The 25,899-nt window shown below is 58.2% G+C and carries 24 protein-coding genes and 1 pseudogene; 17 read left to right on the top strand and 8 right to left on the bottom strand.

The genetic code is table 11. The features are described from left to right. Positions 1-3: 3 nt before the first annotated feature. The 6 genes from lpxH to mnmH all read left to right on the top strand — a co-directional run bounded on the left by lpxH (position 4) and on the right by mnmH (position 4,217). Positions 4-726 carry a UDP-2,3-diacylglucosamine diphosphatase gene (gene lpxH, locus ACOTZB_RS06215; protein WP_023310634.1) on the top strand — a complete coding sequence of 241 codons (723 nt, stop codon included), beginning with the start codon at positions 4-6 and terminating at the stop codon, positions 724-726. 137 nt (positions 727-863) lie between these two features. Then, complete coding sequence (locus ACOTZB_RS06210; RefSeq protein ID WP_023310633.1) at positions 864-1,073, top strand: YdgH/BhsA/McbA-like domain containing protein; 210 nt, start codon at positions 864-866, stop codon at positions 1,071-1,073. Between the two features lie 68 nt (positions 1,074-1,141). Then, a complete protein-coding gene (locus tag ACOTZB_RS06205) occupies positions 1,142-1,327 on the top strand; it encodes a hypothetical protein (RefSeq protein ID WP_029741050.1) in 186 nt (61 codons plus the stop codon). Between the two features lie 161 nt (positions 1,328-1,488). Further along, positions 1,489-1,998: a 5-(carboxyamino)imidazole ribonucleotide mutase gene (gene purE / locus ACOTZB_RS06200; protein ID WP_014882834.1), complete on the top strand. Its 510-nt coding sequence runs from the start codon at positions 1,489-1,491 to the stop codon at positions 1,996-1,998. Beyond that, positions 1,995-3,062, top strand: coding sequence for a 5-(carboxyamino)imidazole ribonucleotide synthase (gene purK, locus ACOTZB_RS06195; RefSeq protein ID WP_421626704.1), 1,068 nt, complete (start codon positions 1,995-1,997; stop codon positions 3,060-3,062). Before purE ends, purK begins: the two co-directional genes overlap by 4 nt. An 84-nt stretch (positions 3,063-3,146) precedes the next feature. Beyond that, the gene (gene mnmH / locus ACOTZB_RS06190; protein WP_421626703.1) at positions 3,147-4,217 is read left to right on the top strand and encodes a tRNA 2-selenouridine(34) synthase MnmH; all 1,071 of its coding nucleotides are present in this window, start codon (positions 3,147-3,149) and stop codon (positions 4,215-4,217) included. Between the two features lie 82 nt (positions 4,218-4,299). Here mnmH and ACOTZB_RS06185 read toward each other — a convergent pair whose 3' ends face one another. From ACOTZB_RS06185 to ybbA, 3 genes are all read right to left on the bottom strand, one after another. Further along, positions 4,300-5,445: a porin gene (locus tag ACOTZB_RS06185; protein WP_421626702.1), complete on the bottom strand. Its 1,146-nt coding sequence runs from the start codon at positions 5,443-5,445 to the stop codon at positions 4,300-4,302. A 183-nt stretch (positions 5,446-5,628) separates the two neighbouring features. Continuing rightward, positions 5,629-8,043 carry a putative ABC transporter permease subunit YbbP gene (ybbP, locus tag ACOTZB_RS06180; protein ID WP_421626701.1) on the bottom strand — a complete coding sequence of 805 codons (2,415 nt, stop codon included), beginning with the start codon at positions 8,041-8,043 and terminating at the stop codon, positions 5,629-5,631. Continuing rightward, positions 8,040-8,726: a putative ABC transporter ATP-binding protein YbbA gene (ybbA, locus tag ACOTZB_RS06175; protein WP_047650473.1), complete on the bottom strand. Its 687-nt coding sequence runs from the start codon at positions 8,724-8,726 to the stop codon at positions 8,040-8,042. Before ybbA ends, ybbP begins: the two co-directional genes overlap by 4 nt. Here ybbA and tesA point away from each other — a divergent pair. From tesA to ACOTZB_RS06160, 3 genes are read left to right on the top strand one after another with little or no spacing between them, the layout of a single operon-like run. After that, positions 8,694-9,320, top strand: coding sequence for a multifunctional acyl-CoA thioesterase I/protease I/lysophospholipase L1 (gene tesA, locus ACOTZB_RS06170; RefSeq protein ID WP_133549871.1), 627 nt, complete (start codon positions 8,694-8,696; stop codon positions 9,318-9,320). The two genes, ybbA and tesA, sit on opposite strands and share 33 nt — an antisense overlap. Before the next feature lie 28 nt (positions 9,321-9,348). Then, entirely contained in the window at positions 9,349-10,119 is a 771-nt protein-coding gene (locus tag ACOTZB_RS06165) for an SDR family oxidoreductase (protein WP_421626700.1), read from the top strand. A 58-nt stretch (positions 10,120-10,177) separates the two neighbouring features. Next, entirely contained in the window at positions 10,178-11,032 is an 855-nt protein-coding gene (locus tag ACOTZB_RS06160; RefSeq protein WP_257832644.1) for a co-chaperone YbbN, read from the top strand. Between the two features lie 52 nt (positions 11,033-11,084). On the opposite strand, the gene fetB is transcribed toward ACOTZB_RS06160, so the two are convergent. Continuing rightward, positions 11,085-11,918 (bottom strand): iron efflux ABC transporter permease subunit FetB, encoded by an 834-nt coding sequence (gene fetB / locus ACOTZB_RS06155; RefSeq protein ID WP_421626699.1) that lies wholly within the window; start codon positions 11,916-11,918, stop codon positions 11,085-11,087. Further along, positions 11,860-12,531 (bottom strand): iron efflux ABC transporter ATP-binding subunit FetA, encoded by a 672-nt coding sequence (gene fetA / locus ACOTZB_RS06150; RefSeq protein ID WP_126329079.1) that lies wholly within the window; start codon positions 12,529-12,531, stop codon positions 11,860-11,862. Before fetA ends, fetB begins: the two co-directional genes overlap by 59 nt. A gap of 143 nt (positions 12,532-12,674) precedes the next feature. Between fetA and ACOTZB_RS06145 the strand changes: the two genes are divergently transcribed. The 3 genes from ACOTZB_RS06145 to ACOTZB_RS06135 are packed head-to-tail and all read left to right on the top strand — an operon-like array spanning position 12,675 to position 14,934. Then, positions 12,675-13,526 carry a hypothetical protein gene (locus ACOTZB_RS06145; RefSeq protein ID WP_421626698.1) on the top strand — a complete coding sequence of 284 codons (852 nt, stop codon included), beginning with the start codon at positions 12,675-12,677 and terminating at the stop codon, positions 13,524-13,526. Between the two features lie 44 nt (positions 13,527-13,570). After that, the gene (locus ACOTZB_RS06140) at positions 13,571-14,485 is read left to right on the top strand and encodes an SPFH domain-containing protein (RefSeq protein ID WP_032661456.1); all 915 of its coding nucleotides are present in this window, start codon (positions 13,571-13,573) and stop codon (positions 14,483-14,485) included. Continuing rightward, a complete protein-coding gene (locus ACOTZB_RS06135) occupies positions 14,482-14,934 on the top strand; it encodes an NfeD family protein (RefSeq protein ID WP_032661457.1) in 453 nt (150 codons plus the stop codon). Before ACOTZB_RS06140 ends, ACOTZB_RS06135 begins: the two co-directional genes overlap by 4 nt. Here ACOTZB_RS06135 and cueR read toward each other — a convergent pair. Then, complete coding sequence (gene cueR / locus ACOTZB_RS06130) at positions 14,931-15,341, bottom strand: Cu(I)-responsive transcriptional regulator (RefSeq protein WP_059446547.1); 411 nt, start codon at positions 15,339-15,341, stop codon at positions 14,931-14,933. The genes ACOTZB_RS06135 and cueR overlap by 4 nt on opposite strands. Positions 15,342-15,449: 108 nt before the next feature. Here cueR and copA point away from each other — a divergent pair, with 108 nt between their 5' ends. From copA to ybaK, 3 genes are all read left to right on the top strand, one after another. Next, a complete protein-coding gene (gene copA / locus ACOTZB_RS06125; protein ID WP_421626697.1) occupies positions 15,450-17,948 on the top strand; it encodes a copper-exporting P-type ATPase CopA in 2,499 nt (832 codons plus the stop codon). A gap of 50 nt (positions 17,949-17,998) precedes the next feature. Continuing rightward, positions 17,999-18,793: a TraB/GumN family protein gene (locus ACOTZB_RS06120; protein WP_421626696.1), complete on the top strand. Its 795-nt coding sequence runs from the start codon at positions 17,999-18,001 to the stop codon at positions 18,791-18,793. A 199-nt stretch (positions 18,794-18,992) separates the two neighbouring features. Further along, positions 18,993-19,472: a Cys-tRNA(Pro)/Cys-tRNA(Cys) deacylase YbaK gene (ybaK, locus tag ACOTZB_RS06115; protein WP_023310615.1), complete on the top strand. Its 480-nt coding sequence runs from the start codon at positions 18,993-18,995 to the stop codon at positions 19,470-19,472. A 45-nt stretch (positions 19,473-19,517) separates the two neighbouring features. Here ybaK and ushA read toward each other — a convergent pair whose 3' ends face one another. Then, on the bottom strand, positions 19,518-21,170 hold the full coding sequence (ushA, locus tag ACOTZB_RS06110) for a bifunctional UDP-sugar hydrolase/5'-nucleotidase UshA (protein WP_421626695.1): 1,653 nt from the start codon (positions 21,168-21,170) through the stop codon (positions 19,518-19,520). Between the two features lie 169 nt (positions 21,171-21,339). Between ushA and ACOTZB_RS06105 the strand changes: the two are divergent. Beyond that, positions 21,340-22,548: pseudogene (locus tag ACOTZB_RS06105) on the top strand (MFS transporter). A 229-nt stretch (positions 22,549-22,777) separates the two neighbouring features. Beyond that, positions 22,778-24,454 (top strand): YbaL family putative K(+) efflux transporter, encoded by a 1,677-nt coding sequence (ybaL, locus tag ACOTZB_RS06100; protein WP_421626694.1) that lies wholly within the window; start codon positions 22,778-22,780, stop codon positions 24,452-24,454. Positions 24,455-24,547: 93 nt separating this feature from the next. Here the strand turns inward: ybaL and ACOTZB_RS06095 are convergent, their stop codons facing one another. Further along, positions 24,548-25,852: an inosine/guanosine kinase gene (locus tag ACOTZB_RS06095; protein WP_029741032.1), complete on the bottom strand. Its 1,305-nt coding sequence runs from the start codon at positions 25,850-25,852 to the stop codon at positions 24,548-24,550. Positions 25,853-25,899: the final 47 nt, after the last annotated feature.

Here is a 25,899-nt window from a genome sequence, read left to right as displayed (position 1 = left end):
TTCGTGGCGACACTCTTTATTGCGGATCTGCATCTGCAAACAGAAGAACCGGCGATAACCGCCGGTTTTCTGCGTTTTTTACGCGGTGAAGCGAAAAGCGCCGATGCGCTGTACATCCTGGGCGACCTCTTTGAAGCCTGGATTGGCGACGACGACCCTAACCCGCTGCACCGTGAAATGGCAGCCGCCATTCACGCCCTCGTGGATTCCGGCGTTCCCTGCTACTTCATTCACGGCAACCGTGATTTCCTGATCGGCAAGCGCTACGCCCGCGAAAGCGGCATGACGCTGCTGCCGGAAGAGCAGGTGCTCGATCTTTATGGCCGCAGGGTCCTGATCATGCACGGCGACACGCTCTGCACCGACGATACCGGCTACCTGGCGTTTCGCGCCAAAGTCCACACCCCGTGGATCCAAAAGGTGTTCCTTGCGCTGCCGCTGTTTATCCGCAACCGCATCGCCGCCAGAATGCGCGCGGGCAGTAAAGCCGCCAACAGCAGCAAATCCATGACCATCATGGACGTGAACCCGCAGGCCGTGGTGAGCGTGATGGAAAAGCATGGCGTTCAGTGGTTGATCCACGGTCATACGCACCGTCCTGACGTCCATTCCCTTATCGCCAACGGCGAAGCGGCCCATCGCGTGGTGTTGGGTGCCTGGCACACCGAAGGCTCCATGGTCAAAGTCACGCCAGAGGGCGTGGAGCTGATCGCGTTTCCGTTCTAATCCCTCACACTATCATTCTATTTTTTTGAACAACATCGGCAAATTGTTTCGATTTTAATCAACCCGTGGTCGGCCTATTATTTATCACATCAGGGCAACACGCCCTATCCCAGATAAAATACTTAAGGAATACGACCATGAAATCCATCAAAACTTTCGTTGCAGTTGCTGCTCTCTCTCTGGTTTCTTTCGGTTCTTTCGCTCAAAGCGTGAGCGCAACCGCCTCTACCCTTGACCGCGCAGAAGCGAAAATTGCCGCGCAGGCCGCCGAGCAGAATGCCTCTTATAAAATCACGAGCGCGAAGGTCAACAACCGCGTGTACATGACCGCAGAACTAACTAAATAAAAACCCTGATTGCCGTGCCGCCAGCTACGACGTGCGACAGCGACAATACGATGAGGAAGGAACAGAGAATGAAAAACATCAGCATCGTAAGTACCCTGCTGCTGGCAGTCGTGGTGTCCACTGGCGCACAGGCCGCGGAGAATCGCTTCTCCGTGCCAAAATCAGGCTCGAATGCCGACACCAGCATGGTAAATCATATCGATGTCAGCCGCGCGTTCGACAACGAGAACCTGTCCGCAGGGGATCTTCAGTAACATCACACAAAAGACCGCCATCGTGCGGTCTTTTTTGTTATCGCTTTCTCGCCATAACTGCTCGCCTTTTAACCGCGCAACCGTTTTCCTTGCCCGTATAACATGCTATTCTCTGTGCCCTCGAAAGCAGTGTGTTTCGCACCACAGGAGTTTTAAGACGCATGTCTTCCCGCAATAATCCGGCGCGTGTCGCCATCGTGATGGGGTCCAAAAGCGACTGGGCTACCATGCAGTTCGCCGCCGAAATCTTTGAAATCCTGAATGTTCCGCACCACGTTGAAGTGGTCTCCGCGCACCGTACACCGGACAAACTGTTCAGCTTCGCCGAAAGCGCCGAAGAGAACGGTTATGAGGTGATCATCGCCGGTGCGGGCGGCGCAGCACACCTGCCGGGCATGATTGCCGCCAAAACCCTGGTGCCGGTACTGGGCGTTCCGGTCCAAAGCGCCGCGTTAAGCGGTGTGGATAGCCTCTACTCCATCGTCCAGATGCCGCGCGGTATTCCTGTCGGCACGCTGGCGATTGGTAAAGCGGGTGCTGCCAATGCCGCCCTGCTGGCGGCGCAAATTCTTGCGACGCACGATAAAGCATTACACCAGCGTCTGGCGGAGTGGCGTAAAGCCCAGACCGACGAGGTGCTGGACAATCCGGACCCGCGGGGTGCGGCATGAAGCAGGTTTGCGTCCTCGGTAACGGCCAGCTAGGCCGCATGCTGCGTCAGGCCGGTGAGCCGCTGGGTATTGCCGTCTGGCCCGTCGGGCTGGACGCCGAACCGGAAGCCGTACCGTTCCACCAGAGCGTGATCACCGCCGAGATCGAACGCTGGCCGGAAACGGCTCTGACCCGCGAGCTGGCGCGTCATAACGCCTTCGTTAACCGCGACGTGTTCCCGATCATCGCCGACCGTCTGACCCAAAAGCAGCTGTTCGACAAGCTCGGTCTGCCGACCGCGCCGTGGCAGCTCCTGTCCGATAAAAGCGAGTGGAATGACGTTTTCGCGATGCTGGGCGAGCTGGCAATCGTGAAGCGCCGCGTGGGCGGTTACGACGGCCGCGGCCAGTGGCGCCTGCGTGCAGATGAAACGGCAGAACTGCCGGACGACTGCTACGGCGAGTGCATCGTTGAGCAGGGCATCAACTTTAGCGGTGAAGTGTCGCTGGTTGGCGCGCGCGGGCAAGACGGGCATACCGTCTTTTATCCGCTGACGCATAACCTGCATCAGGACGGCATTCTGCGCACCAGCGTCGCCTTCCCGCACGCCAATGCTGACCAGCAGGCGCAGGCGGAAGATATGCTCTCTGCCATCATGCACGAACTCGGGTATGTGGGCGTCATGGCGATGGAGTGCTTTATCACCCCGTCCGGTTTGCTGATCAACGAACTTGCGCCGCGCGTGCACAACAGCGGCCACTGGACGCAAAACGGCGCGTCCATCAGCCAGTTCGAGCTGCACCTGCGCGCGATCGCCGACCTGCCGCTGCCGCAGCCGGTGGTCAACAGCCCGTCGGTGATGATCAACCTGATCGGCACCGATCTGAACTACGACTGGCTGAAGCTGCCGCTCGTGCATCTGCACTGGTATGACAAAGAGGTTCGCGCGGGTCGTAAGGTCGGTCACCTGAACCTGAACGACAGCGACACGAGCCGCCTGAGTGCCACCCTGGAAGCGATGATCCCGCTCCTGCCGCCGGAATATGCGAGCGGTATTGTCTGGGCACAGTCAAAGCTCAAGTAAGACATCTGCGCCGGGGAGTTGATCTTCCCCTTCCCCGGCGTACAATCCCCGCCCATTGCTGCTGAGTTTTCTTCTGGAATAACCATGAACGATGGAACGGACTATCGCGCGATCCTCGCGTCCGATACCCCTTTGATCGACGTTCGCGCGCCGATCGAATTTGCCCAGGGCGCGATGCCTGCGGCGGTCAACCTGCCCTTAATGAACGACGACGAGCGCGCTGCCGTCGGCACCTGCTATAAACGCCAGGGCCCCGAGGCCGCGCTGGCGCTCGGCCATAATCTGGTGAGCGGCGAGACGCGTGAGGCACGCATCAACGCCTGGCGGGAAGCAAGCCTTGCCCATCCTGAGGGCTTTCTCTGCTGCGCGCGCGGCGGCCAGCGCTCGCATATCTCTCAGGCCTGGCTGAAAGAGGCGGGCGTCAACTACCCTCTGATCCGCGGCGGCTATAAGGCCCTGCGTCAGACGGCGATTCAGGTGACCATCGAGCAGTCACAAAAGCCGATGGTGCTTATTGGCGGCTGTACCGGAAACGGTAAAACCCTGCTGGTGAAGCAGCACGCGCAGGGTATCGATCTGGAAGGGCTGGCGCACCATCGCGGTTCGTCGTTTGGCCGCACGCTGACGCCGCAGCTTTCCCAGGCGAGCTTTGAAAATCACCTTGCGGTTGAGCTCCTGAAAAAAGACGCCGCGCGCTGGGTGCTGGAAGATGAAGGCCGGATGATTGGCTCCAACCACCTGCCGGAGTGCCTGCGCGATCGCATGGTTGAATCCCCTATCGTTGTCGTCGAAGACCCGTTTGACGTCCGCCTTGAGCGCCTGCGCGAAGAGTATTTTGACCATATGTGGGCGGACTTTTCTGCCGCATACGGTGAGGAAGCGGGCTGGAAAGAGTACAGCGAGTACCTGCACCACGGCCTGTTCGCCATTCGCCGCCGTCTGGGGCTGCAGCGCTTTGCGGAATTCACCGCCTTACTGGACGCCGCGCTTGTCGAACAACAACGTACTGGCAGCACTGACGTGCACTTCAGCTGGCTTGCGCCGCTGCTGAAGGACTATTACGACCCAATGTACGGCTATCAGCTGGAGAAGAAAGCGGAGAAGATTGTCTATCGCGGGACGTTTGAAGAAATTGCTGAGTGGCTTGATCGCTGAAAAATAAAGCCGGGTGGTTTGTTCCCTCTCCCCGTGGGAGAGGGTCAGGGTGAGGGCATCAGACCGCACCCAACAAGACGACTTAGAAGTCGTAACGCAGACGCACCAGGTTCATATCGCCCAGGTTGTCGGTGCTGGATGTGAACACGTGTTCGTAATCCACGCGGAAACCGTAATCCAGCTGGAAGCTGATACCCACGCCGTTGTCGATGCGCTGGTAGTTACGGCCGTTCACGTACTCAATACGGTCACCCATGAAGTAAGGCTGGATGGATTTAACCGCGTACTGACCGATTGGGAACTTGTAGCCCGCAAAGTATTCAATACCCCATGCATCACCGGCGAAGTAGTCGTTAACAGACACTTTTTTGGTGGTCAGGAAGTTCTGGTACCAGCCGCCGCCTGCGGAGAAGGTCCAGTTGTCCGGCGTCCAGCTCAGCGCGGTACCGAGGATGTTCTGATCGTAGGTTTTGCTGTCGCCGTTGTCCGGGTTACGCATGTCCGCGCGGGTATAGTTCCACGCCGCGCCCCAGGTCAGGTCGGTGGTCAGGTGGTAATCCAGACCCAGTGAACCGCCGCCTTTACGCTTGTAGCGCAGGCCGTTGCCCGGCAGGTATTCGCTGTCTTCAAACAGGTAGGATGCATAGATGTCGGCATCACCCATGGTTTTCTTATATTTCAGCATCTTACGTGAACGGTAAGAACCGTCGTAATCGCCGTTGATCCCGTTACCTGGCGCCTGACCGATCATGTCGTAGTCCCAGATATCGGTTTTCGCGCCAACTACATCATAGTAAACGCTGTTCTGTTGACCGAAGGTCAGCGTACCCCAGGTGTCGCTCTTCAGACCGGTGTAGAGCATACGACGCGTGGTGTCGTGTGCGCCGTCGGCGTAGTGGTGATCCCAGTTAAACTGCGCAGGAATATTGACACCCAGCTCGTAGTAGCTGATCCAGCTGATGTCATCAAACAGATAGTAATCAGCCGCGAAACGGAAGCGGGTGCCGCCGTCAAAGCCGTTACGCTTGTAGCTGTTTTTACCATCGTCGCCGGTCATGTTCTGGAACTGAGGACGAATACTGCCGCCAACGGTAAAGTTCAGGCGGCTCAGCGGGTTACCCGCCTGAGGATCCTGCTTAAGAACGGTGATTTCCGCCTGAGAAGCGAAGGTAGTCAATGCCACTGCCGCGCCGATCGTTGCCGCCAGCGCTGATTTTTTTATAGTCATTATTTTTCCTTAATAGACACGCTGCTAAATATTTAGCGGGTGAATATTAACTGGAAATAATCGGGCTGTGGGGTCGGGTTTTTAATGTTTTGTGCTACTAAATGAGTGGGTATTATCACTTTGTGCTATTCAAACATTACGCGCCGGTATTAAAACCCGGCGCGCAACTATCACTCTTCTAAATCAACTCGTAAACTGCCGGAACAGGGCTTTGCCCTTTAGCAGCCGCGTGCCGAGCCAGCCGCCGCAGAGGGAAAGCAGCGCAGCGCCGCACAGAGGCAGGGTCAACCAGAGACGCCAGTCAGGCTCCCACGGGAAGTCGAAGACCTTTGTCTGCAGCACCGCCAGCGCCGTTTCCGCGCCAATGGCCGCTACCAGACCCGCCACCAGCCCCAGCAGCGCAAACTCGCTCCAGAGCGTCATTCGCAGCAGCCGCTTACCGGCCCCCAGCGTGCGGTAGACCACCAGCTCCTGATGACGCTGGCGCATGCCCACCTGCACCTGGGCCAGCAGCAACAGCACGCCGCAGATCGTCACCAGCACCACCATGACCTCCAGCGCGCGGCTCACCTGCTCCAGCACCTGCCCTACCTGTTTGAGGATCGCGCCAATATCCAGCAGGCTGACCGTCGGAAACTCCCGGTTAAGCTGGGTCAGCATGCCGTTGCCGTTTTCCCAGCGGAAGCTGGTGAGCCAGCTCTGGGGCTGCCCGTCCAGCGCGCCCGGCGGGAAGATAAAGAAGAAGTTTGGTCGCAGGCTTTCCCAGTCCACTTTACGCAGGCTGGTGATTTTCGCGGTAAAATCCTGGGTATCGCCGGTAAAGGTGACTCTGTCCCCCAGCTTCACGTTCAGCCGCGTCGCCAGCCCCTCTTCCATCGACACTTCCCCCGCTTTCGGCGGCCATGTGCCCGCGGTTATCGGGTTGTGGTCAGGGCGTTTCTCCTGCCAGGTCAGGTTCAGCTCGCGGTTCAGCGACTCGTCCTTGTTCCCCTCCGCTGGCTGACCGTTGATCTGGGTCAGACGCGCGCGCACGATGGGATAGAACGACTCGGGAATGATGTGATGCTCCGCCAGGAAGCCCTTCAGCGGCGTGACCTGCTCAGGGGCAATGTTGATCAGGAAATAGTTCGGGCTTTCCGGGGGAAGCTGCTGCTGCCAGCGATCGAGCAGATCGCCGCGCAGCACCAGCAGCAGCGCCAGCAGCATAAACGACAGCGAAAACGCCGACAGCTGGCTGAGCGTTGACCACGGCTGATGCAGCAGGCGGTTGACCGCCAGGCGCACGGGCAGCGATTTCACCGTGAGCCGCTTCAGGACGTTAAGCAGTATCCAGCCCAGCACGCCGCACAGCAGCGCCAGCACAACCGCCCCGGCCAGCACCGCCCACAGCAGCGTGCTGCCGCCCATCAGCCACGCCAGCAGCCCCACCGCCACGGCAATAATCACCGGAAGGTAGAACTTCAGCGGCCAGACGTTCGCCACCACATCGTTGCGAAGCACGCGCAGCGGCTGCGTCGCGAGCAGCAGGCGGTAGGGGCGTAGCCCCACCAGCAGCGAAATCACCGTCATCGCGCCGATTGCCCACAGCCACGGCCAGAGGCTGGCCGGCGGCAAGGCGGCCGGGAGCACCGGTTTCAGCATCACCATCAGCAGTTTTTCAAACAGCAGCCCCATTATTCCGCCGGTCAGCGCGGACAGAATCAGCAGCATCAGCCACTGGCCGACGATCAGCTTGCGCAGCTGCGCCCTGCCCGCCCCCAGGGTTTTGAGGATCGCCACCAGGTCGTAACGGCTGCGGCAGTAATGTCCCATCGCCACGGCAACCGCCGCCACCGCGAGCAGCAGGGTCAACAGGGCCGACAGCAGCAGGAACTGCTGAGAACGTTCAAGAGATTTACCCAGCGCCCCTTCGTCCTGCTCCAGCCCGTACCAGCGGTGCTCTGGTTTGAGCTGCGGCAGAAGCCATTTTTCGTACGCCTCAAGCTGGGCAGGCGTGCCGCCAAACTTATAGCGCCATGTGACGCGGCTGCCCGGCTGTACAGCATGGGTTGCCGCGACATCCGCGGTGTTCATCAGCAGGCGCGGCGCGAGCTGGAAGGGGTTAAAGCCGGAATCGGGCTCCTGCACCACTTCCCCGGCAATGTTGAGGGTGGCGTCGCCGACGTCGATGCTATCGCCGGGTTTCAGGTTCAGAAGCGCCATCAGACGTGATGCCAGCAGCACCGTACCGGGCTTGGGCTTCAGCCCTGGCGGGTTGGTCTGCAGTTCGCCGTACATCGGATAGATATCATCGACGGCTTTAACGCTGGCGAGCTGCGGCGTGTCGCCCGCAAAGGTCATGGTCTGGAAGCTTATCTGCTCTCCCACCTTCAGCCCTTCTTTGCGCGCCTCTTCAATCCAGCCCGACGGCACCGGGCGGGAGCTTTCCAGCGCCCGGTCCCCCGCCATAAATTCCCGGCTCTGCTGGCTAAGCCCTTTTTCCATGCGATCGCTGACGCTACCGAGCGCCAGCACGCAGGCCACCGCCAGGCTTAGCGCCAGCCAGACAATCAGCAGCGAGGGCGAGCGCCACTCGCGCCAGAACCAGCGGGTAATCATGCCTCCTCCTGAAGAATACCGTTCACCAGCCGCAGGCGGCGGTCGCAGCGGGCGGCGAGCTGCGGATCGTGGGTCACGAGGATCAGCGTGGTGCCGTGCTCGCGGTTGAGCGAAAACAGCAGGTCGGCAATTTTGTCGCCGGTTTTACGGTCAAGGTTACCGGTGGGCTCATCGGCAAACAGGACTTCGGGACGGCCGTTGAACGCCCGCGCCAGCGCCACGCGCTGCTGCTCGCCGCCGGAGAGCTGTGCGGGAAGGTGGTCGAGACGCTTGCCCAGACCGAGCTGCTCCAGCAGCGCCTTCGCGTGCGCCCGGCTTTCACGGCTGTTTTCACCGCGCAACAGCGCCGGGAGTTCTACGTTTTCCAGCGCGTTCAGGGTTGGGATCAGCATGAAGGACTGGAAGACAAAACCAACGTGGCGCGCGCGCAGCGCGGCCCGCGCCTCTTCATCAAGCTGATGCAGCGGCTGTCCGACAAGGTGGACCTCACCGCTGCTGCCGTCGTCCAGACCGGCCAAAATCGCCAGCAGCGTGGACTTGCCGGAGCCGGATTCGCCAATCAGCGCGATGGTTTCAGCGCGTTTGACAACGAGTTCAACTCCGGTAAGGATGGAAAGCTCGTGTTCCCCCTGACCGACGGACTTCTTAAGATGATGAACTTCAACACTGTTTTCCGCTGGCATTTGCCCTTCCTGTTTTTGATTCTGATGACCTTCCGCGCGGCGGCAGCGGACACGTTACTGGTTCTCGGCGACAGCCTCAGCGCAGGCTATCGCATGGCGGCCAGCGCGGCCTGGCCCGCTCTGCTCAACGACAAATGGCAGAGCAAGACGCCGGTAATCAACGCCAGCATCAGCGGCGATACCTCGCAGCAGGGCCTGTCGCGCCTGCCTGCGCTGCTCAAACAGCATCAGCCGCGCTGGGTGCTGGTGGAGCTTGGCGGTAACGATGGATTACGCGGTTTTCAGCCTCAGCAAACCGAGCAAACGCTGCGCACCATTTTGCAGGATATCAAAGCGGCAAACGCCCAGCCGCTGCTGATGCAAATTCGCCTGCCCGCCAACTACGGTCGTCGGTATAATGAAGCCTTTAGCGCGATCTACCCTAAGCTTGCCAAAGAGTTTGATATTCCGCTGCTGCCATTTTTCATGGAAGAGGTCTATCTCAAACCCCAGTGGATGCAAGACGACGGGATCCACCCCAATCGCGATGCTCAGCCGTTTATTGCCGACTGGATGGCAACACGTCTGGCTCCTTTAGTTAAACATGACTCCTGATTAAGCGGAGATCCTGACAGGTAAAGTTATGCAAAAATCGGTCTTAATTACAGGATGTTCCAGTGGAATCGGCCTGGAAAGTGCGCTCGAACTGAAGCGCCAGGGGTTTCGGGTGCTGGCGGCCTGTCGCAAACCCGACGATGTCGAACGCATGAACGGGCTGGGCTTTACCGGCGTGCTGCTGGATATGGACTCGCCGGAGAGCGTTGAACGCGCCGCCGATGAAGTGATCGCGCTGACCGACAATCGTCTGTACGGGCTCTTTAACAACGCCGGCTACGGCGTGTATGGCCCGCTGGATACGCTCTCCCGCGAAACGCTGGAGAAACAGTTTTCGACCAATTTCTTCGGCGTGCATCAGCTCACCATGCGTCTGCTCCCCGCGATGCTGCCCCACGGTGAAGGGCGCATCGTGATGACGTCGTCAGTGATGGGGCTGATTTCAACCCCGGGCCGCGGCGCCTACGCCGCCAGCAAATATGCGCTGGAGGCCTGGTCCGACGCCCTGCGCATGGAGCTACGCCACAGCGGCATCAAGGTCAGCCTGATTGAGCCCGGCCCGATCCGCACCCGCTTTACCGAAAACGTGAACCAGACCCAGGCGGATAAACCGGTCGAAAACCCCGGCATTGCCGCACGTTTTACCCTCGGGCCAGAGGCGGTGGTGGCCAAAGTGCGCCATGCTTTTGAGAGTGAACATCCCAAAATGCGCTATCCGGTAACGCTGGTCACCCATGCCGTAGGCTGGTTAAAGCGCCTGCTGCCGGGCCGGATGATGGACAAAATTTTGCGCGGTTGAGTTGAAGCGACGACGCTCATCCCCATGTAAAGAACAAACCGACAAAAGAGAAAGCCGCATGTCCGTACAGAATATCGTCAATATTACAGAAGCTAACCTGCAACAGACCCTTGAACAGTCGATGACCAAACCGGTCCTGTTCTACTTCTGGTCTGAACGCAGCCAACACTGCCTGCAGCTGACGCCAGTGCTGGAAAGCCTTGCTGCGCAGTACAACGGTCAGTTCATCCTCGCTAAGCTGGACTGTGACGCCGAGCCGATGGTCGCGTCCCAGTTTGGTCTGCGCGCCATTCCTACCGTCTATCTGTTCCAGAACGGCCAGCCCGTTGACGGTTTCCAGGGGCCGCAGCCGGAAGAGGCGATCCGCGCCCTGCTGGATAAAGTGCTGCCGCGTGAAGAAGAGCTGAAAGCGCAGGAAGGCATGGCGCTGATGCAGGAAGGTAAATACGACGAGGCGCTGCCGCTGCTCAAAGAGGCGTGGCAGCTGTCGAATCAGAACAGCCAGATTGGCCTGCTGCTGGCGGAGACGCAGATTGCCCTGCACCGCTCGGAAGACGCGGAAGCCGTGCTCAAAACGGTTCCGCTGCAGGATCAGGACACCCGCTATCAGGGGCTGGTCGCGCAGATTGAGCTGCTGAAGCAGGCCGCAGACACCCCGGAAATTCAGCAGCTGCAGCAGCAGGTTGCCGACAACCCGGCCGATGCCGCGCTGGCAAGCCAGCTGGCGCTGCAGCTGCACCAGGTGGGGCGTAACGAAGAGGCGCTGGAGCTGCTGTTCAGCCACCTGCAAAAAGACCTGGCAGCCGCAGACGGTCAGGCGCGCAAGGTGTTCCAGGAGATCCTGGCCGCGCTGGGCACCGGAGACGCGCTGGCGTCGAAGTATCGTCGTCAGCTGTACGCCCTGCTGTACTGATAAAAAAAAGCCCGGTGGCGGCTTCGCCTTACCGGGCCTGGAAAAGCCGATATTACCCCGTCTTTTTCAACTGCGTCACCACCAGCTGGTGGCGCGCGTTGTAGAACTTCCGATAGGTCAGGTAGCAGGCAATGATGGTTGACAGGCTTGCCGTGGAAAGCAGCATAAACGTCACCATGATCTGATACTTAATCGCTTTTACCGGATCGATACCGGCAAAAATCAGCCCCGACATCATGCCAGGCAGGCTCACCAGCCCCACCGTTTTGGCTGAATCGACCGTTGGGATCAGCGATGAACGAATGCTCTCACGGATCAGCCGCGCCGAGGCCACTTTTGGCGTCGCCCCCAGGCTTAGTTTCTCCTGGAGCTGCTGCTGTTCGCTGCTGAAGCGCTGGCCGAGATTGTTATAACAGAGCCCAACGGCCACCATGGCGTTCCCCGCAATCATCCCGGAGATAGGGATAACCTGCATCGGCGTAAACGCAATCGAGCCGGAGAGCACCAGCACCGCCAGCGTGAGCGCCGTCCCGGTGGTAATGGCGATAAACGACGAGATAAACGCCTTATCAATGTATTTACTGCGCTTTTTCGCATTCCACGCCGCGTTGAAGCAGATAAAGAGCACCATCAGCAGCGTCAGCACCGCGTGGTTGACGTTGAAAATATACTTCAGCACATAGCCGACGATGATGAGCTGAACCACCGCGCGGCAGATACTCCACACAATATCTTTTTCCAGCCCCAGCTTTTCCCGGTAGCTGACCACAATCGCAATCAGCACCAGCACCATCGAAAACGCCAGTGATTCGTTGGTAATGTTATGCTCACCCACGGTTTGCCTCCTGCATTTTCCCGCCGTGCGGCTGGAGCGTAATAACGTCATCCGCATGGGTTATCTCGTTAGCGTCGTGCGTCACCCACAGCACGGCAATATTTTGCTCCCGGGCATAGCGATGAATAATCTCGTTGACGTTGCGCTTGTTGACGTCATCGAGCGCGCTGGTGATTTCGTCCAGCAACAACACCTTGGGTAAAAACTGCAGGTTGCGGATCAGCGAGACCCGCTGCTTTTCTCCGCCCGACAGCGAAGTGATGGATTTGGTCAGCGTCTCCTGCGCCAGGCCAAAGCGGGCCAGATCGTGGAGAAACTTTTCCGGCTCCGGCGTTTTATTGCGGATTTGCCACGGGAAAATCAGGTTGTCATAAACCGTGTCGCCAAACAGCGCGGGGGTTTGCACGCAGTAGGAGACCTGCTGGCGGTAGCTTTCCGGGGACAGCGTTGCGATATCCTCTCCTTCAAACAGAATGGTTCCCTCCGTCGGGCTGAGGAGTGAAGCCACAATTTTCAGCAGCGTGCTTTTACCGCAGCCTGAGGGGCCCGTGATTAATTTAAACTCGCCCGGCGACAGGCTAAACCCGACGTGCTGAAGAATAATGTTTTCTCCAACACGAAATCCAATATCCCTGAGTTGTAATAGTTCTTTTTTATCGTTCATTACGCTTCCGTTAACCGCTTCGTGTAATAACCGCCTGTAGCATAATCCTTTCGCGCGCACAGCGCGAATAGCCTCACGCTAAAGCAAGTGTTAAACTTTTTGTTTGTCATTTGTCTCCACCATCACTACAGGAAGTAAGCAGCATGGCACATATCTTTTATGAGTTTCCTTCCCTGAAGCCTGGTGTTCCTGATGTCGAAACATTAATGGAAGTCATCAAATCTTCGGAACTCACGCGTTTTGTCATTGGTGCAGAGGTGGTGGATTTTGTTAAGAAGGCGCTCATCGTGAACACCACGATTGGCAGTTTCAAAAATTGCTATTTCGCCTTCGGCAACGGGACACACTTCCTGGAATTTGACGGCAAGGGAAAATCAAAACGTTTCAATGAAGTACCCGACTGGTTCGTCTCTCCGGCTGAATTTTCTCGTACCCAGTGGCTTATCAACCACGATCTTGCGGATGTAAAGGCCACCCAATTCATTGACGTGCTGATGTCCTACCCGCTGAAAGAGCGCCGCGCGCACTGTAATTTGTTATTCGGACTGGAGCTGGAAAAGGTGAATGCGGTTCCGGCCGCAGCGTCAGCCGCAGGGAAAATCGGCAATAAAAACGGCAAAACGACCAAACCGCGCGTGACCGATCTGGGATCGTTTGAATTGTTCAGCCAGTTCTTTGCGCGCATGAAAACCGCCGTGCTGGCCGATGAGTTCCCTACTCTGCAGGTCCTGACGGGCATGGATAACCTGACTAAAGCGCCGCATAATTTAAAGCAGGGTATCAGGACGTGGTTCAAGGCCATCGCGGGCGACCTTCCTCCCAATAACAAACGCGTAGAAGCGGGGAATGCCGTTCTGTTCTGCGCCCCTGTCCGCGAACAGATCCAGCGTATCGAAGCGCTGGGGCTGGAGAAGTACTACCAGGGATTATCGAAAGCCATTGCCGAAGCGGGTGATGGATTCATCTCTGACTTTACCTATACTTACGAGCAATAAACACACACTTTCACTCATCAAAGCATGCAAAACAGGAGGTTTTTATGCTTATCGTTGTTCCTGTCCTTATTTTCGTTGCGCTGGTTATCGTGGGCGCAGGCGTCAAAATTGTCCCTCAGGGCTATCAGTGGACCGTCGAGCGTTTCGGTCGCTACACCAATACCCTCCAGCCAGGCTTAAGCCTGATTGTTCCGTTCATGGACCGGATTGGTCGCAAGATCAACATGATGGAACAGGTACTGGACATTCCTTCTCAGGAGATCATCTCCAAGGATAACGCCAACGTCACCATCGACGCCGTCTGCTTTATTCAGGTGATTGATGCGCCGAAAGCGGCCTATGAGGTCAGCAACCTGGAGCTGGCGATCGTCAACCTGACGATGACCAACATCCGTACCGTGCTCGGCTCGATGGAGCTGGACGAGATGCTTTCCCAGCGCGACAGCATCAATACCCGCCTGCTGCACATTGTCGATGAGGCAACGAACCCGTGGGGGATCAAGGTCACTCGTATCGAGATCCGCGACGTGCGCCCGCCGGCGGAGCTGATCGCCTCCATGAACGCCCAGATGAAGGCCGAGCGAACCAAGCGCGCCTACATTCTGGAAGCCGAAGGGGTGCGTCAGGCGGAGATCCTCAAAGCGGAAGGGGAAAAGCAGTCGCAGATCCTGAAAGCGGAAGGCGATCGTCAGTCCGCGTTCTTACAGGCAGAAGCGCGTGAGCGTTCAGCCGAAGCGGAAGCCCGCGCCACTCAGATGGTGTCTGAGGCGATTGCCGCAGGGGATATCCAGGCCGTGAACTACTTTGTCGCGCAAAAATATACCGATGCGCTGAAAGAGATAGGCTCCGCGAACAACAGCAAAGTGGTGATGATGCCGCTGGAAGCCAGCAGCCTGATGGGCTCTATCGCCGGTATTGCCGAGCTGATTAAAGACAGCGGAAACGAGCGTAAAAAATGATTGAGCTGATTGTTGCACATCCTCACGCCTTCTGGCTAAGCCTCGGTGGCTTATTGCTGGCGGCGGAGATGCTGGGCGGCAACGGCTACCTGCTTTGGAGCGGTGTTGCCGCCGTCATTACGGGCCTTCTGGTCTGGATCCTTCCCCTGGACTGGGCGTGGCAGGGCGCACTGTTTGCCGTGCTCACGCTGGTGGCAGCGTGGCTGTGGTGGCGCTGGCTCAACCGGCGGGTTAACGAGCAGAAACCGCTGGACGCGCACCTTAACCAGCGCGGACAGCAGATTGTCGGCAAGCGTTTTACGCTCGACACCGCGCTGGTGAACGGGCGCGGGCACATGCGGGTGGGCGACAGCTCGTGGCCGGTGGTCGCCGACGACGACCTCAGCGCCGGCACGCGGGTTGAGGTCATTGCGGTGGAAGGCATTACCCTGCGGGTGAAAGCCTGCTAAGCAGAAGCCTTACGATGACAGCAGCCGGCAAGATTGTCGATAATAGGGCAGTCGGCGCTGTCATCCCCCGGACAGGATTCCGCGAGCTGCAGCAGCTGTTCGCGCATCGCCTGCAGCTCGAGAATATGGCGTTCGATCTCGGCCACCTTTTCCAGCGTGCGTTTTTTCACGTCGGCGCTGTGACGCTTCGGATCGTTGAACAGATTTACCAGCTCGCCGCACTCTTCCAGATTAAAACCGACCTGTCTTGCCTGGCGCAGCAGCGTCAGCTCATCCAGATGCAGCTGCGTGTAGCTGCGGTAGCCGTTTTCACTGCGCAGCGGCGGCGTCACCAGCCCCTTCTCTTCATAAAAGCGAATCGCTTTGCTGGTTAAGCCGGTTTTTTTTGCCACGTCACTGATATTCACATTTCCCCCTTGACCTTCCCCTTGATGGAAGGTTTAACCTTTATAACAGTCAGTGAAAAGCACTGTATCGGTCAACAACTGACCAGATCATTATACGGGAGTTTTGTTATGTCTCACACTATCGACCTGACGCTGGACGGCCTCTCATGCGGCCACTGCGTCAAACGCGTTAAAGAAAGCCTGGAACAGCGCCCTGACGTTGAAAGCGCTGACGTGACTATCGATCATGCCGCCGTAACAGGCAGCGCCAGCGCGGATGCGCTGATTGATACCATCAAGCAGGCCGGTTACGGGGCGGAGTTAAGCCACCCAAAGGCTAAACCGCTGGCAGAGTCATCATCCCCGTCGGAAGCGCTGACAGCGGCCACTCCTGAGCTTCCGGCAGCGGATGATATTGATGACAGCCAACAGCTGCTGATCAACGGCATGAGCTGCGCCAGCTGCGTCTCCCGGGTACAAAACGCCTTGCAGGCCGTTCCGGGCGTCGCGCAGGCACGGGTAAACCTCGCGGAGCGCACTGCGCTGGTAATGGGCAGCGCCTCCGCCGCAGAGTTAGTGCAGGCCGTTGAGAAAGCGGGCTATGGCGCAGAGGCCATCGAAGATGATGCCGAGCGCCGCGAGCGCCAGCAGGAAACGGCTATCGCCACAATGGAGCGCTTCCGCTGGCAGGCGATCGTCGCCCTGCTGGTGGGTATTCCGGTGATGGTGTGGGGCATGATGGGTGACAACATGATGGTCACCGCTGACAACCGCACGCTGTGGCTGGTGATTGGCCTGATTACCCTTGCGGTGATGGTGTTTGCAGGCGGGCATTTCTATACCAGCGCCTGGAAGAGCCTGAAAAACCGCACCGCGACCATGGATACGCTGGTGGCGCTCGGAACCGGCGCGGCGTGGCTCTATTCGATGAGCGTGAACGTCTGGCCGCAGTGGTTCCCGATGGAGGCGCGCCATCTCTATTATGAAGCCAGCGCGATGATTATCGGCCTGATTAACCTGGGCCACATGCTGGAAGCCCGCGCCCGCCAGCGCTCCTCGAAAGCGCTGGAAAGATTGCTTGATTTAACCCCGCCGACGGCCCGCGTGGTCACGGACGAAGGGGAAAAAAGCGTCCCGCTGGCGGAAGTTCAGCCCGGCATGACGCTGCGCCTGACGACGGGCGATCGCGTTCCCGTTGACGGCAAGATAACCCAGGGCGAAGCCTGGCTGGATGAAGCGATGCTGACCGGCGAGCCTATCCCCCAGCAGAAATCAGACGGCGACGCCGTTCATGCGGGTACGGTGGTGCAGGACGGCAGCGTGCTGTTTACCGCCAGCGCCGTCGGCAGCCACACGACGCTGTCGCGTATTATCCGCATGGTGCGCCAGGCCCAGAGCAGCAAGCCGGAAATTGGCCAGCTTGCTGACAGGATCTCGGCCATTTTTGTGCCGGTGGTGGTCGGCATTGCCCTGCTGAGCGCGGCGATCTGGTATTTCTTCGGCCCGGCACCGCAGATTGTTTACACCCTGGTGATCGCCACCACGGTGCTGATCATCGCCTGTCCTTGCGCCCTTGGCCTGGCGACCCCGATGTCGATTATCTCCGGCGTAGGCCGCGCGGCCGAATTTGGCGTACTGGTGCGGGACGCGGACGCACTGCAGCGGGCCAGCACCCTTGACACGCTGGTGTTTGATAAAACCGGTACGCTGACCGAAGGCAAACCGCAGGTGGTGGCCGTCACTACCGCTGGCATTGCGCAAGAGGAGGCGCTACGCCTCGCCGCCGCGCTGGAGCAAGGCTCCAGCCATCCGCTGGCGCGCGCCATTCTCGATAAAGCGAATGCTTCTGCCGTGGCGCAGGTCAGCAATTTCCGCACCCTGCGCGGGCTCGGCGTCAGCGGTGAAGCAGAAGGCCATACGCTGCTGCTGGGCAACCAGGCATTGCTCAATGAAAACGGTATTGATACCGCCGCCCTGGAAAGCGAGCTGAAGGCGCAGGCGTCTCAGGGCGCCACCCCGGTTCTGCTGGCGGTGGATGGCAAAGCCGCCGCGCTGCTGGCCGTGCGCGATCCGCTTCGCCAGGACAGCGTGGACGCCCTGCAGCGCCTGCACCGTGCGGGCTATCGTCTGGTGATGCTGACCGGGGACAATCCGACAACGGCCAACGCCATCGCGAAAGAGGCCGGAATTGATGAGGTCATTGCAGGCGTACTGCCGGACGGTAAAGCGGACGCCATCAAGAAGCTGCAAAGTCAGGGTCGTCAGGTGGCGATGGTCGGCGACGGCATCAACGACGCCCCGGCGCTGGCCCAGGCGGATGTGGGGATTGCCATGGGCGGCGGGAGCGATGTCGCCATCGAAACCGCTGCGATTACGCTGATGCGCCACAGCCTGATGGGCGTTGCCGACGCGCTGGCCATTTCAAAAGCCACGCTGCGCAACATGAAGCAGAACTTACTGGGAGCGTTCGTCTATAACACCCTCGGTATCCCAATCGCGGCCGGGATTTTATGGCCGCTGACCGGCACGCTGCTTAACCCGGTGGTCGCGGGCGCGGCGATGGCGCTCTCCTCCATTACCGTGGTGAGCAACGCCAACCGCCTGCTGCGCTTTAAACCGAAGGATTGAACCTTGTACCCGTACGCGCTAGCATGAACCTTTCCATTCATGGAGCGCGTATGGGTCTGTTTAATCGTATAAAAGCATCGTTTCGCGCCCTCTTTCCTCGCCGTTACGCCTGGCCCGGTCTGGATATCTCTCTCCCCGGCGGGCAGCACCTGCATCTGGTCGGCAGCATCCATATGGGTACGCAGGATATGTCTCCCCTGCCCCCCGGCCTGATTAAACTGCTGAAACACGCCGACGCGCTGGTCGTTGAAGCGGACATTTCGGGTCAGGAGTCGCCGTTTGCCGGGCTGGAAAGCGATCTCAGCCTGGCGGAACGTCTGGATGATGCCCGGCTTGCCGAACTGACGCGCGTCGCGGATGAAACCGGCGTGTCGCTCTCCATGATTGACACCCTGCCGCTCTGGCAAATTGCGATGGTGCTGCAGGCCACGCAGGCGCAGCGTCTGGGACTGCGCGGTGACTACGGCATTGATTATCAGCTGCTGAACGCGGCAAGGGCGCGCAGCCTGCCCGTCATCGAGCTGGAAGGGACGGACAGCCAGATTGCGCTTCTGCGACAGCTTCCCGACGACGGCCTGATGCTGCTGGATGATACGTTGACCCACTGGCACACCAACGCGCGCCTGCTGCAGACCATGATTGGCTGGTGGCTGGACGCGCCGCCTGAAGACGGTAAGCTGGCGTTACCGTCGACGTTCAGCGAATCGCTGTATGATGTGCTGATGAACGCGCGCAACAAAGCCTGGCGGCAGACGCTGCACGCTTTGCCCGCGGGGCATTACGTGGTGGCGGTTGGGGCGTTACATTTGTACGGAGAAGGGAATTTGCCGTCACTGTTGAAATAAAAAAATGGCCAATATTTCTATTGGCCCGTCAAAGAGGAATTTCATCGTTTTTATTATGCCGAAGGAGACCTTCGGTTGAGCCGATTGTCGCTCAAAGTAACCATCACTGCCAATACTATTGCGCAAGATGGTGCTATTTTTTAGACAAACGTCAGGCGTATGCTGTGGGCATGATTTGTCTGTCGTAAGAAGGATAGCTATGACTCCCGCCGTTAAATTACTCGAAAAAAACAACATTTCTTTCCGGATCCACACTTACGATCACGATCCGAATGAAACTAACTTTGGTGATGAAGTGGTGCGCAAACTGGGGCTGAATGCCGACCAGGTTTATAAAACGCTGCTGGTGGCGGTGAATGGCGATATGAAACACCTCGCCGTCGCGGTCACTCCGGTGGCGGGGCAGCTGGATCTGAAGAAAGTCGCCAAAGCGCTGGGGGCGAAGAAGGTGGATATGGCGGACCCGATGGTTGCGCAACGCACCACGGGCTATCTGGTGGGCGGGATCAGTCCGCTCGGGCAGAAAAAACGCCTGCCGACGCTGATTGATGCCCCTTCACAGGAATTTGAAACCATCTTTATATCCGGCGGCAAACGCGGGCTGGATATCGAGCTTGCCGCGGGCGATCTGGCAAAAATGCTGGACGCGAAGTTTGCGGATATTGCGCGCAGGGATTGATGAATGTGCCCGGCAAGCGCAGCGCCGCCGGGCAACACAACCCCACTACTGCCAGCTCACCTCACCTTTCGGCTCGTAGGCATTCACGTCAATCGGCGAATTCTGCTCGATGAACTGCTTCAGCACTTCCGCATCAATAAAGCCGGTATTCACGTAGCCCGGTTTGTTATCGATGTGCGGATAGCCGTCGCCGCCGGTGGCGTTAAAGCTTAACGTTGCCAGACGGTACGTTTTGGCGGGATCAATCGGCTCGCCTTTGATCTTCAGGTCGTTAAGCTTGCCGTCTTTCGCCACAAAGCTGACGTTGGCAAACTGCGGATAGGCCCCGGAATCCGGCTTCATTTGCGCCACGGCGGTCAGGTAGTCAATCACCTCTTTCCCGCTCATGTCGGCATAGACCACCACGTTGCCGAACGGCTGCACCTTCAGGACGTCCTTATAGGTAATGTTTCCACCCTCGATGGAATCACGAATACCGCCGCCGCTCATCACGCCAAAATCAGCGCCGGTGCGCGCGATTTGCGCCGCCAGCACCAGGTGCCCCATGTTGGTCTGCACGAAGCGAACTTTACTGCGGTCCCCTTCCAGACGACCATTTAGCGTGCCGATTTTCACGTCCAGCTGCGCCTTGCCTTTGTTCTGGAACGGCGTCAGCAGGGAGAGCATCTGCTGGTTTTCAGCGATCTCTGGCGTGTAGAGTACGCGCTCACTTTTCCCGTCCGGGTAGGTGACTTTCTTCTTCAGGTTGACCGGGATGAGCTGATAATGGACCAGCTTCATCTCGCCGTTACGGAACTCGAAATCCGCCCGGCCAACGTATTTGCCCCACTCGTGCGCCTGAACAATCCAGATACCGTTCTGACGGTCCGGCGCGCACGGCGTGCCCGGCACGTAGTCCACCTGCTTTTTGTTCTCCGAGGCCATACACACCGGATCCTGTGAGTGACCGCCCACAATCATTGCCAGCGAGCCCGCAGGCAGGCTGCGCGCCATCTCCACGTCGCCGGGCGCGTTAGAGCCGTGCTCGCCGTTGTCGTAGTGCCCCATGTGCGTGGTGGCGATGATCACGTCCGGCTTTTCGTTTTGCTGCAGCTCCTGAATCACCAGCTTCGCTTCGTCTGCCGGTTTACGGAATTCGATATCGGTGAAGAACTCCGGGTTGCCAATTTTTGCCGTGTCGTCGGTGGTTAAGCCGATGACCGCAATCTTCAGATCCTGACGCTTAAACAGCGCCCACGGCTTGAACAGGCGCTCGCCGGTGCTTTTCTGGTAAATATTGGCGGAGAGGAACGGGAATTTTGACCACTTTTCCTGCTGACGCAGCACGGTCAGCGGATTATCGAATTCGTGGTTACCCACGGCCATCGCGTCGTAGCCAATCAGGTTCATGCCGCGAAAATCAGGTTCCGCGTCCTGTAAATCGGATTCCGGCACGCCGGTATTGATATCGCCCCCCGACAGCAGCAGCACGCTGCCCCCCTGGGCCGCCACCTCTTTGCGAATGCCGTCCACCAGCGTTTTTTGTGCCGACAGGCCATATTCGCCGTATTCGCTGCGCCAGAAATGACCGTGGTGATCGTTGGTATGCAGAATGGTGATTTTATAGGTTTTATCTTTTTCATACGCCTGCGCGGGCAGGCTTACCAGGCCCCATGCGGCGATGAGCGCCAGCGCGACGCCCCGCTTCATTAACTTCATCTTCTCTCTCCCTGACCAATAGACAAAGGCAAAAATTACAGTGACTAACAAGAATAGACAAATAAGTTTTCAGAATTGCGACTTTCTTCAAATGTCCCGGGCGGGTATGTTAGTCGGATAATAATTACACCCTGCATAACTAATAACTAAAGACGTGGTACTTCTCTCTATGGCAATCAGTGAATCAACCCAGCCCGTTCCGGGCGCACCGGCGTCTCGCACCTCCTTTAAGGTCTTAGGCGCAATCAGTCTCTCGCACCTTCTCAACGACATGATCCAGTCGTTGATTCTGGCCATTTATCCGCTACTTCAGTCCGAGTTTTCGTTAAGCTTCGTGCAGATCGGGATGATCACCCTGACCTTCCAGCTGGCTTCCTCGCTTCTGCAGCCCGTGGTGGGCTACTGGACGGATAAATACCCGATGCCGTGGTCGCTGCCGATTGGCATGTGCTTTACCCTAAGCGGGCTGGTGCTGCTGGCCATGGCGGGGAGCTTTGAAGCCGTGCTGATTGCCGCCGCGCTGGTGGGTACCGGCTCGTCCGTTTTCCATCCGGAGTCTTCCCGCGTGGCGCGCATGGCGTCCGGGGGGCGTCACGGCCTGGCGCAGTCGCTGTTCCAGGTAGGCGGTAACTTCGGTAGCTCTCTGGGCCCGCTGCTGGCCGCGGTGATTATTGCCCCTTACGGCAAAGGCAACGTGGCCTGGTTTGTCCTGGCCGCACTGCTGGCCATTATCGTGCTGGCGCAGATCAGCCGCTGGTATGCCGCTCAGCATCGCGTGAATAAAGGTAAACCTAAAGCGAAGATTATCAATCCCCTGCCGCGCAACAAGGTTATCCTGGCGGTTTCCGTGCTGCTGGTACTGATTTTCTCGAAATACTTCTATATGGCGAGCATCAGCAGCTATTAAACCTTTTATCTGATGCAAAAATTCGGATTATCGGTACAGAATGCGCAGATCCACCTGTTTGCCTTCCTGTTCGCCGTCGCGGCCGGTACGGTTATTGGCGGGCCTGTGGGTGATAAGATTGGGCGTAAATATGTCATTTGGGGCTCTATCCTCGGCGTGGCGCCGTTTACCCTTATTTTGCCGTATGCGAGCCTTGAATGGACGGGGATTTTAACCGTGATCATTGGTTTTATCCTCGCATCCGCCTTTTCCGCCATTCTGGTCTATGCCCAGGAGCTGCTGCCTGGCCGTATCGGTATGGTTTCCGGGCTCTTTTTCGGTTTCGCCTTCGGCATGGGCGGGCTTGGCGCGGCGGTGTTGGGGATGGTGGCGGATCACACCAGCATCTTCCTGGTTTATAAAATCTGCGCTTTCCTGCCACTTCTTGGGATGTTGACCATATTCCTGCCTGATAACCGTCACAAAGCGTAAATTACGGGTAGCCAAAGTTTAACTTTGGCTACCTGATACCCTGATGCCATAAGGGTTTCTTCTTCATCCCCTCGCTGAATTTATCAAAACGCGCTTTTTTACGTACATATTGCTGTTTTATTCAAACTTCAACAATAATTCATAAACATAAGGGTAAAAATTGTCATAAACTATTACTCGGTTTTTTGGTTTTCGCCAAAAAGGAACACCCACAACGAAAGGAGACGGAATGCACCACGCCACACCGCTTATCACCACCATTGTTGGTGGACTTGTGCTCGCTTTTATCCTCGGCATGATTGCCAATAAGCTGCGTATTTCTCCTCTTGTCGGCTATCTGTTAGCGGGTGTACTGGCGGGACCGTTTACGCCAGGCTTCGTGGCGGATACCAAACTGGCCCCTGAGCTGGCGGAATTGGGCGTGATTCTGCTGATGTTTGGCGTCGGCCTGCACTTCTCCCTGAAGGATCTGATGGCGGTAAAGTCGATCGCCATACCGGGAGCGATCGCCCAGATTGGGGTGGCGACGCTGCTGGGGATGGCGCTTTCGGCGGTACTGGGCTGGTCGCTGATGACCGGCATCGTATTTGGGCTGTGTCTCTCCACCGCCAGCACCGTGGTGCTGCTGCGCGCGCTTGAGGAGAGACAGCTGATAGACAGCCAGCGCGGTCAGATCGCGATTGGCTGGCTGATTGTGGAAGACCTGGTGATGGTCCTGACGCTGGTACTGCTGCCTGCCGTCGCCGGGATGATGGAAAAAGACAACGTCGGTTTTGCCTCGCTGGCGCTGGATATGGGCATCACCATCGGTAAGGTGGTGGCGTTTATCGCCATCATGATGCTGGTGGGACGCCGTCTGGTGCCGTGGATCATGTCCCGCAGCGCGGCAACCGGCTCGCGCGAGCTGTTTACCCTCTCCGTGCTGGCGCTGGCGCTGGGTATCGCTTTTGGTGCCGTAGAGCTGTTTGATGTCTCCTTTGCCCTGGGCGCGTTCTTCGCCGGGATGGTGCTGAACGAATCCGAGCTGAGCCACCGTGCGGCGCACGACACGCTGCCGCTGCGCGATGCCTTCGCCGTGCTGTTCTTCGTCTCCGTCGGGATGCTGTTCGATCCGCTGGTGCTGATCCAGCAGCCGTTGGCCGTGCTGGGCACGCTGGCGATCATCATCTTTGGTAAGTCGCTTGCCGCCTTCTTCCTGGTGAGAATGTTCGGCCACTCCCCGCGCACGGCGTTGACCATCGCCGCCAGCCTGGCACAGATCGGTGAGTTCGCCTTTATTCTGGCCGGTCTGGGCATGGCCCTGAACCTGCTGCCGCAGGCGGGGCAAAACCTGGTGCTGGCGGGGGCGATTCTGTCGATTATGCTGAACCCGGTGCTGTTTGCCCTGCTGGAAAAATACCTCGATAAAACCGAAACGCTGGAAGAACAGACGCTGGAAGAGGCCATCGAAGAAGAGAAGCAGATCCCAGTGGATATTTGCAATCACGCCCTGCTGGTCGGCTTTGGCCGCGTGGGCAGCCTGCTCGGTGAGAAGCTGATGGCACAGGGCATTCCGCTGGTGGTGATTGAGACCTCACGCACCCGCGTCGACGAGCTGCGCGAGCGCGGTATTCGTGCGGTGCTGGGCAATGCGGCAAACGAAGAGATCATGAATCTGGCGCATCTTGACTGCGCGCGCTGGCTGCTGCTGACCATACCTAACGGCTATGAAGCGGGTGAGATTGTGGCTTCCGCACGCGAGAAGTGCCCAACGATTGAGATTATCGCCCGGGCGCACTATGACGACGAGGTGGAGTACATTACCGAGCGCGGTGCTAATAAGGTGGTGATGGGCGAGCGCGAAATTGCGAACACGATGCTGACGCTGCTGGAGAGTCCGCCGGTTGAAGAGGCTGTGACGAGTTAAGTTTTAAGCGGTCTGATGCCCTTACCCTGACCCTCTCCCACAGGGAGAGGGAACGAACACTAAAAACGGCAACCCCAGGTTGCCGTTTTGCTTTTATCTGTCCCAGTACGCCTCTTCGAGACTGTCTTCCCGTTCCGGCAGGCCGCGCGTTAAGCGCGGGGAGTGCTGGTTCAGCACCTGATAGCTCACGCGGTTGGCATATTTACACACCTGCGCCAGTGAGGAATAGGTCAGCCAGCTGAACTTGTGCTTGCTGGAGTTCGGCACGTTGGTTTTGTGGTAGGCGTTAGCGGTGATGTCGTGCAGCAGTGCGGCCAGCGCGCCGTCGCCCGCACCGTTGGTGTTCATGATCTTCTCCGGTCCGCCCATGTATGGCGCGATATGAGAGTAGATACGCAGCGGATTCACGCAGTCTTTGTAGCGCATGCCGCGGCTGAACTCGTACTGGTTGAACTCGGCAATCGCACCGGGCAGCAGCGGGTGCTGGGTTTTGCGTTTGCTCTCTTCTTCCGTGAAGCCCGCCATGTACAGACCAACCGGGCCGGCGGTGCAGAGCACCAGATCCACCCAGTCCAGCGCTTTGTCAGACGCCAGCAGCGGATCGCTTTCGCCGGTCAGCGCTTCGGCCTCTTCTTCGTTCATCGCCAGAATCGAGACGTGCTCTTTCAGGAACGCCTGCCACCACTCCGGGTTATCGGCGATAACAAATTTCGTGCCCAGCGTCAGAACGACAGGCACGTTGTATTTCTTCGCGTACTCGATCGCCTTCATGGTCGCTTCCGGCATCGGCTCGCCCGGCTTACAGCGCACCAGGTAGGAGGTCAGCACCAGTGCCGAGGCGCCCGCAATCACCTCTTCCGGAATACTCTCGGCGCGCAGCTTGTTCATATGACCCGGGCTGATGGCAAAAGTACGCTCGCCGGAATCACTAATCAGCGTAAAGCAGCGGCCAATAGGCCCGTCGACGCCCTGAAGGTAGTTCAGATCGGTACGGCTGGAGGTGTTGCAGAGATAGCGGTAGGCATAGCCGCCGATTTCGATATTGCTGCACATCACGCCGAGCAGCACCGAGCGGTCGTCGGCCAGCACGGAGTAGTTGTGCATGGTATTGCCGATGGTGCCACCGGCGAACTGATGGGTAATCAGGTTTTCGCGCACCAGCTCCTGGTACAGCGCTTCGGCAACGTCGTCCTCAATCACCAGCGAGTGACCGGCGCTCAGACCGTAACGGGCGACAAACGCATCATCCACTTTCGCTTCAATGTCCACCAGCGTCTGATCGATACCGACGACCCATGCCGCGCTGGTTTCGTTTTCAGGCTGGATTTGCTGCAGGAGCGGATCGCGGGCATCGACGGGGAAGTAGTGTTTGGATTTGCGTTTACCGGGAAATTTCATGGTCTGAACTGTACGAAGAATATGGGCCGGGAATGGTAGCACAAACC

Source organism: Enterobacter cloacae complex sp. SHL020, assembly GCF_049236945.1.
Taxonomy (GTDB): Bacteria; Pseudomonadota; Gammaproteobacteria; order Enterobacterales; family Enterobacteriaceae; genus Enterobacter; species Enterobacter dykesii.
The sequence above is the reverse complement of the archived record's forward strand: the minus strand, read 5'-3'. Positions and strand labels throughout refer to the sequence as shown.

Excerpts from the sequence above, each read along its gene's own strand:
- ACOTZB_RS06210 (WP_023310633.1), top strand. The coding sequence starts at position 864 with ATGAAATCCATCAAAACTTTCGTTGCAGTTGCTGCTCTCTCTCTGGTT.
- ACOTZB_RS06205 (WP_029741050.1), top strand. The coding sequence starts at position 1,142 with ATGAAAAACATCAGCATCGTAAGTACCCTGCTGCTGGCAGTCGTGGTG.
- purE (WP_014882834.1), top strand. The coding sequence starts at position 1,489 with ATGTCTTCCCGCAATAATCCGGCGCGTGTCGCCATCGTGATGGGGTCC.
- purK (WP_421626704.1), top strand. The coding sequence starts at position 1,995 with ATGAAGCAGGTTTGCGTCCTCGGTAACGGCCAGCTAGGCCGCATGCTG.
- mnmH (WP_421626703.1), top strand. The coding sequence starts at position 3,147 with ATGAACGATGGAACGGACTATCGCGCGATCCTCGCGTCCGATACCCCT.
- ACOTZB_RS06185 (WP_421626702.1), bottom strand. The coding sequence starts at position 5,445 with ATGACTATAAAAAAATCAGCGCTGGCGGCAACGATCGGCGCGGCAGTG.
- ybbP (WP_421626701.1), bottom strand. The coding sequence starts at position 8,043 with ATGATTACCCGCTGGTTCTGGCGCGAGTGGCGCTCGCCCTCGCTGCTG.
- tesA (WP_133549871.1), top strand. The coding sequence starts at position 8,694 with ATGATGAACTTCAACACTGTTTTCCGCTGGCATTTGCCCTTCCTGTTT.
- ybbA (WP_047650473.1), bottom strand. The coding sequence starts at position 8,726 with ATGCCAGCGGAAAACAGTGTTGAAGTTCATCATCTTAAGAAGTCCGTC.
- ACOTZB_RS06165 (WP_421626700.1), top strand. The coding sequence starts at position 9,349 with ATGCAAAAATCGGTCTTAATTACAGGATGTTCCAGTGGAATCGGCCTG.
- ACOTZB_RS06160 (WP_257832644.1), top strand. The coding sequence starts at position 10,178 with ATGTCCGTACAGAATATCGTCAATATTACAGAAGCTAACCTGCAACAG.
- fetB (WP_421626699.1), bottom strand. The coding sequence starts at position 11,918 with ATGACGTTATTACGCTCCAGCCGCACGGCGGGAAAATGCAGGAGGCAA.
- fetA (WP_126329079.1), bottom strand. The coding sequence starts at position 12,531 with ATGAACGATAAAAAAGAACTATTACAACTCAGGGATATTGGATTTCGT.
- ACOTZB_RS06145 (WP_421626698.1), top strand. The coding sequence starts at position 12,675 with ATGGCACATATCTTTTATGAGTTTCCTTCCCTGAAGCCTGGTGTTCCT.
- ACOTZB_RS06140 (WP_032661456.1), top strand. The coding sequence starts at position 13,571 with ATGCTTATCGTTGTTCCTGTCCTTATTTTCGTTGCGCTGGTTATCGTG.
- ACOTZB_RS06135 (WP_032661457.1), top strand. The coding sequence starts at position 14,482 with ATGATTGAGCTGATTGTTGCACATCCTCACGCCTTCTGGCTAAGCCTC.
- copA (WP_421626697.1), top strand. The coding sequence starts at position 15,450 with ATGTCTCACACTATCGACCTGACGCTGGACGGCCTCTCATGCGGCCAC.
- ACOTZB_RS06120 (WP_421626696.1), top strand. The coding sequence starts at position 17,999 with ATGGGTCTGTTTAATCGTATAAAAGCATCGTTTCGCGCCCTCTTTCCT.
- ybaK (WP_023310615.1), top strand. The coding sequence starts at position 18,993 with ATGACTCCCGCCGTTAAATTACTCGAAAAAAACAACATTTCTTTCCGG.
- ushA (WP_421626695.1), bottom strand. The coding sequence starts at position 21,170 with ATGAAGTTAATGAAGCGGGGCGTCGCGCTGGCGCTCATCGCCGCATGG.
- ybaL (WP_421626694.1), top strand. The coding sequence starts at position 22,778 with ATGCACCACGCCACACCGCTTATCACCACCATTGTTGGTGGACTTGTG.
- ACOTZB_RS06095 (WP_029741032.1), bottom strand. The coding sequence starts at position 25,852 with ATGAAATTTCCCGGTAAACGCAAATCCAAACACTACTTCCCCGTCGAT.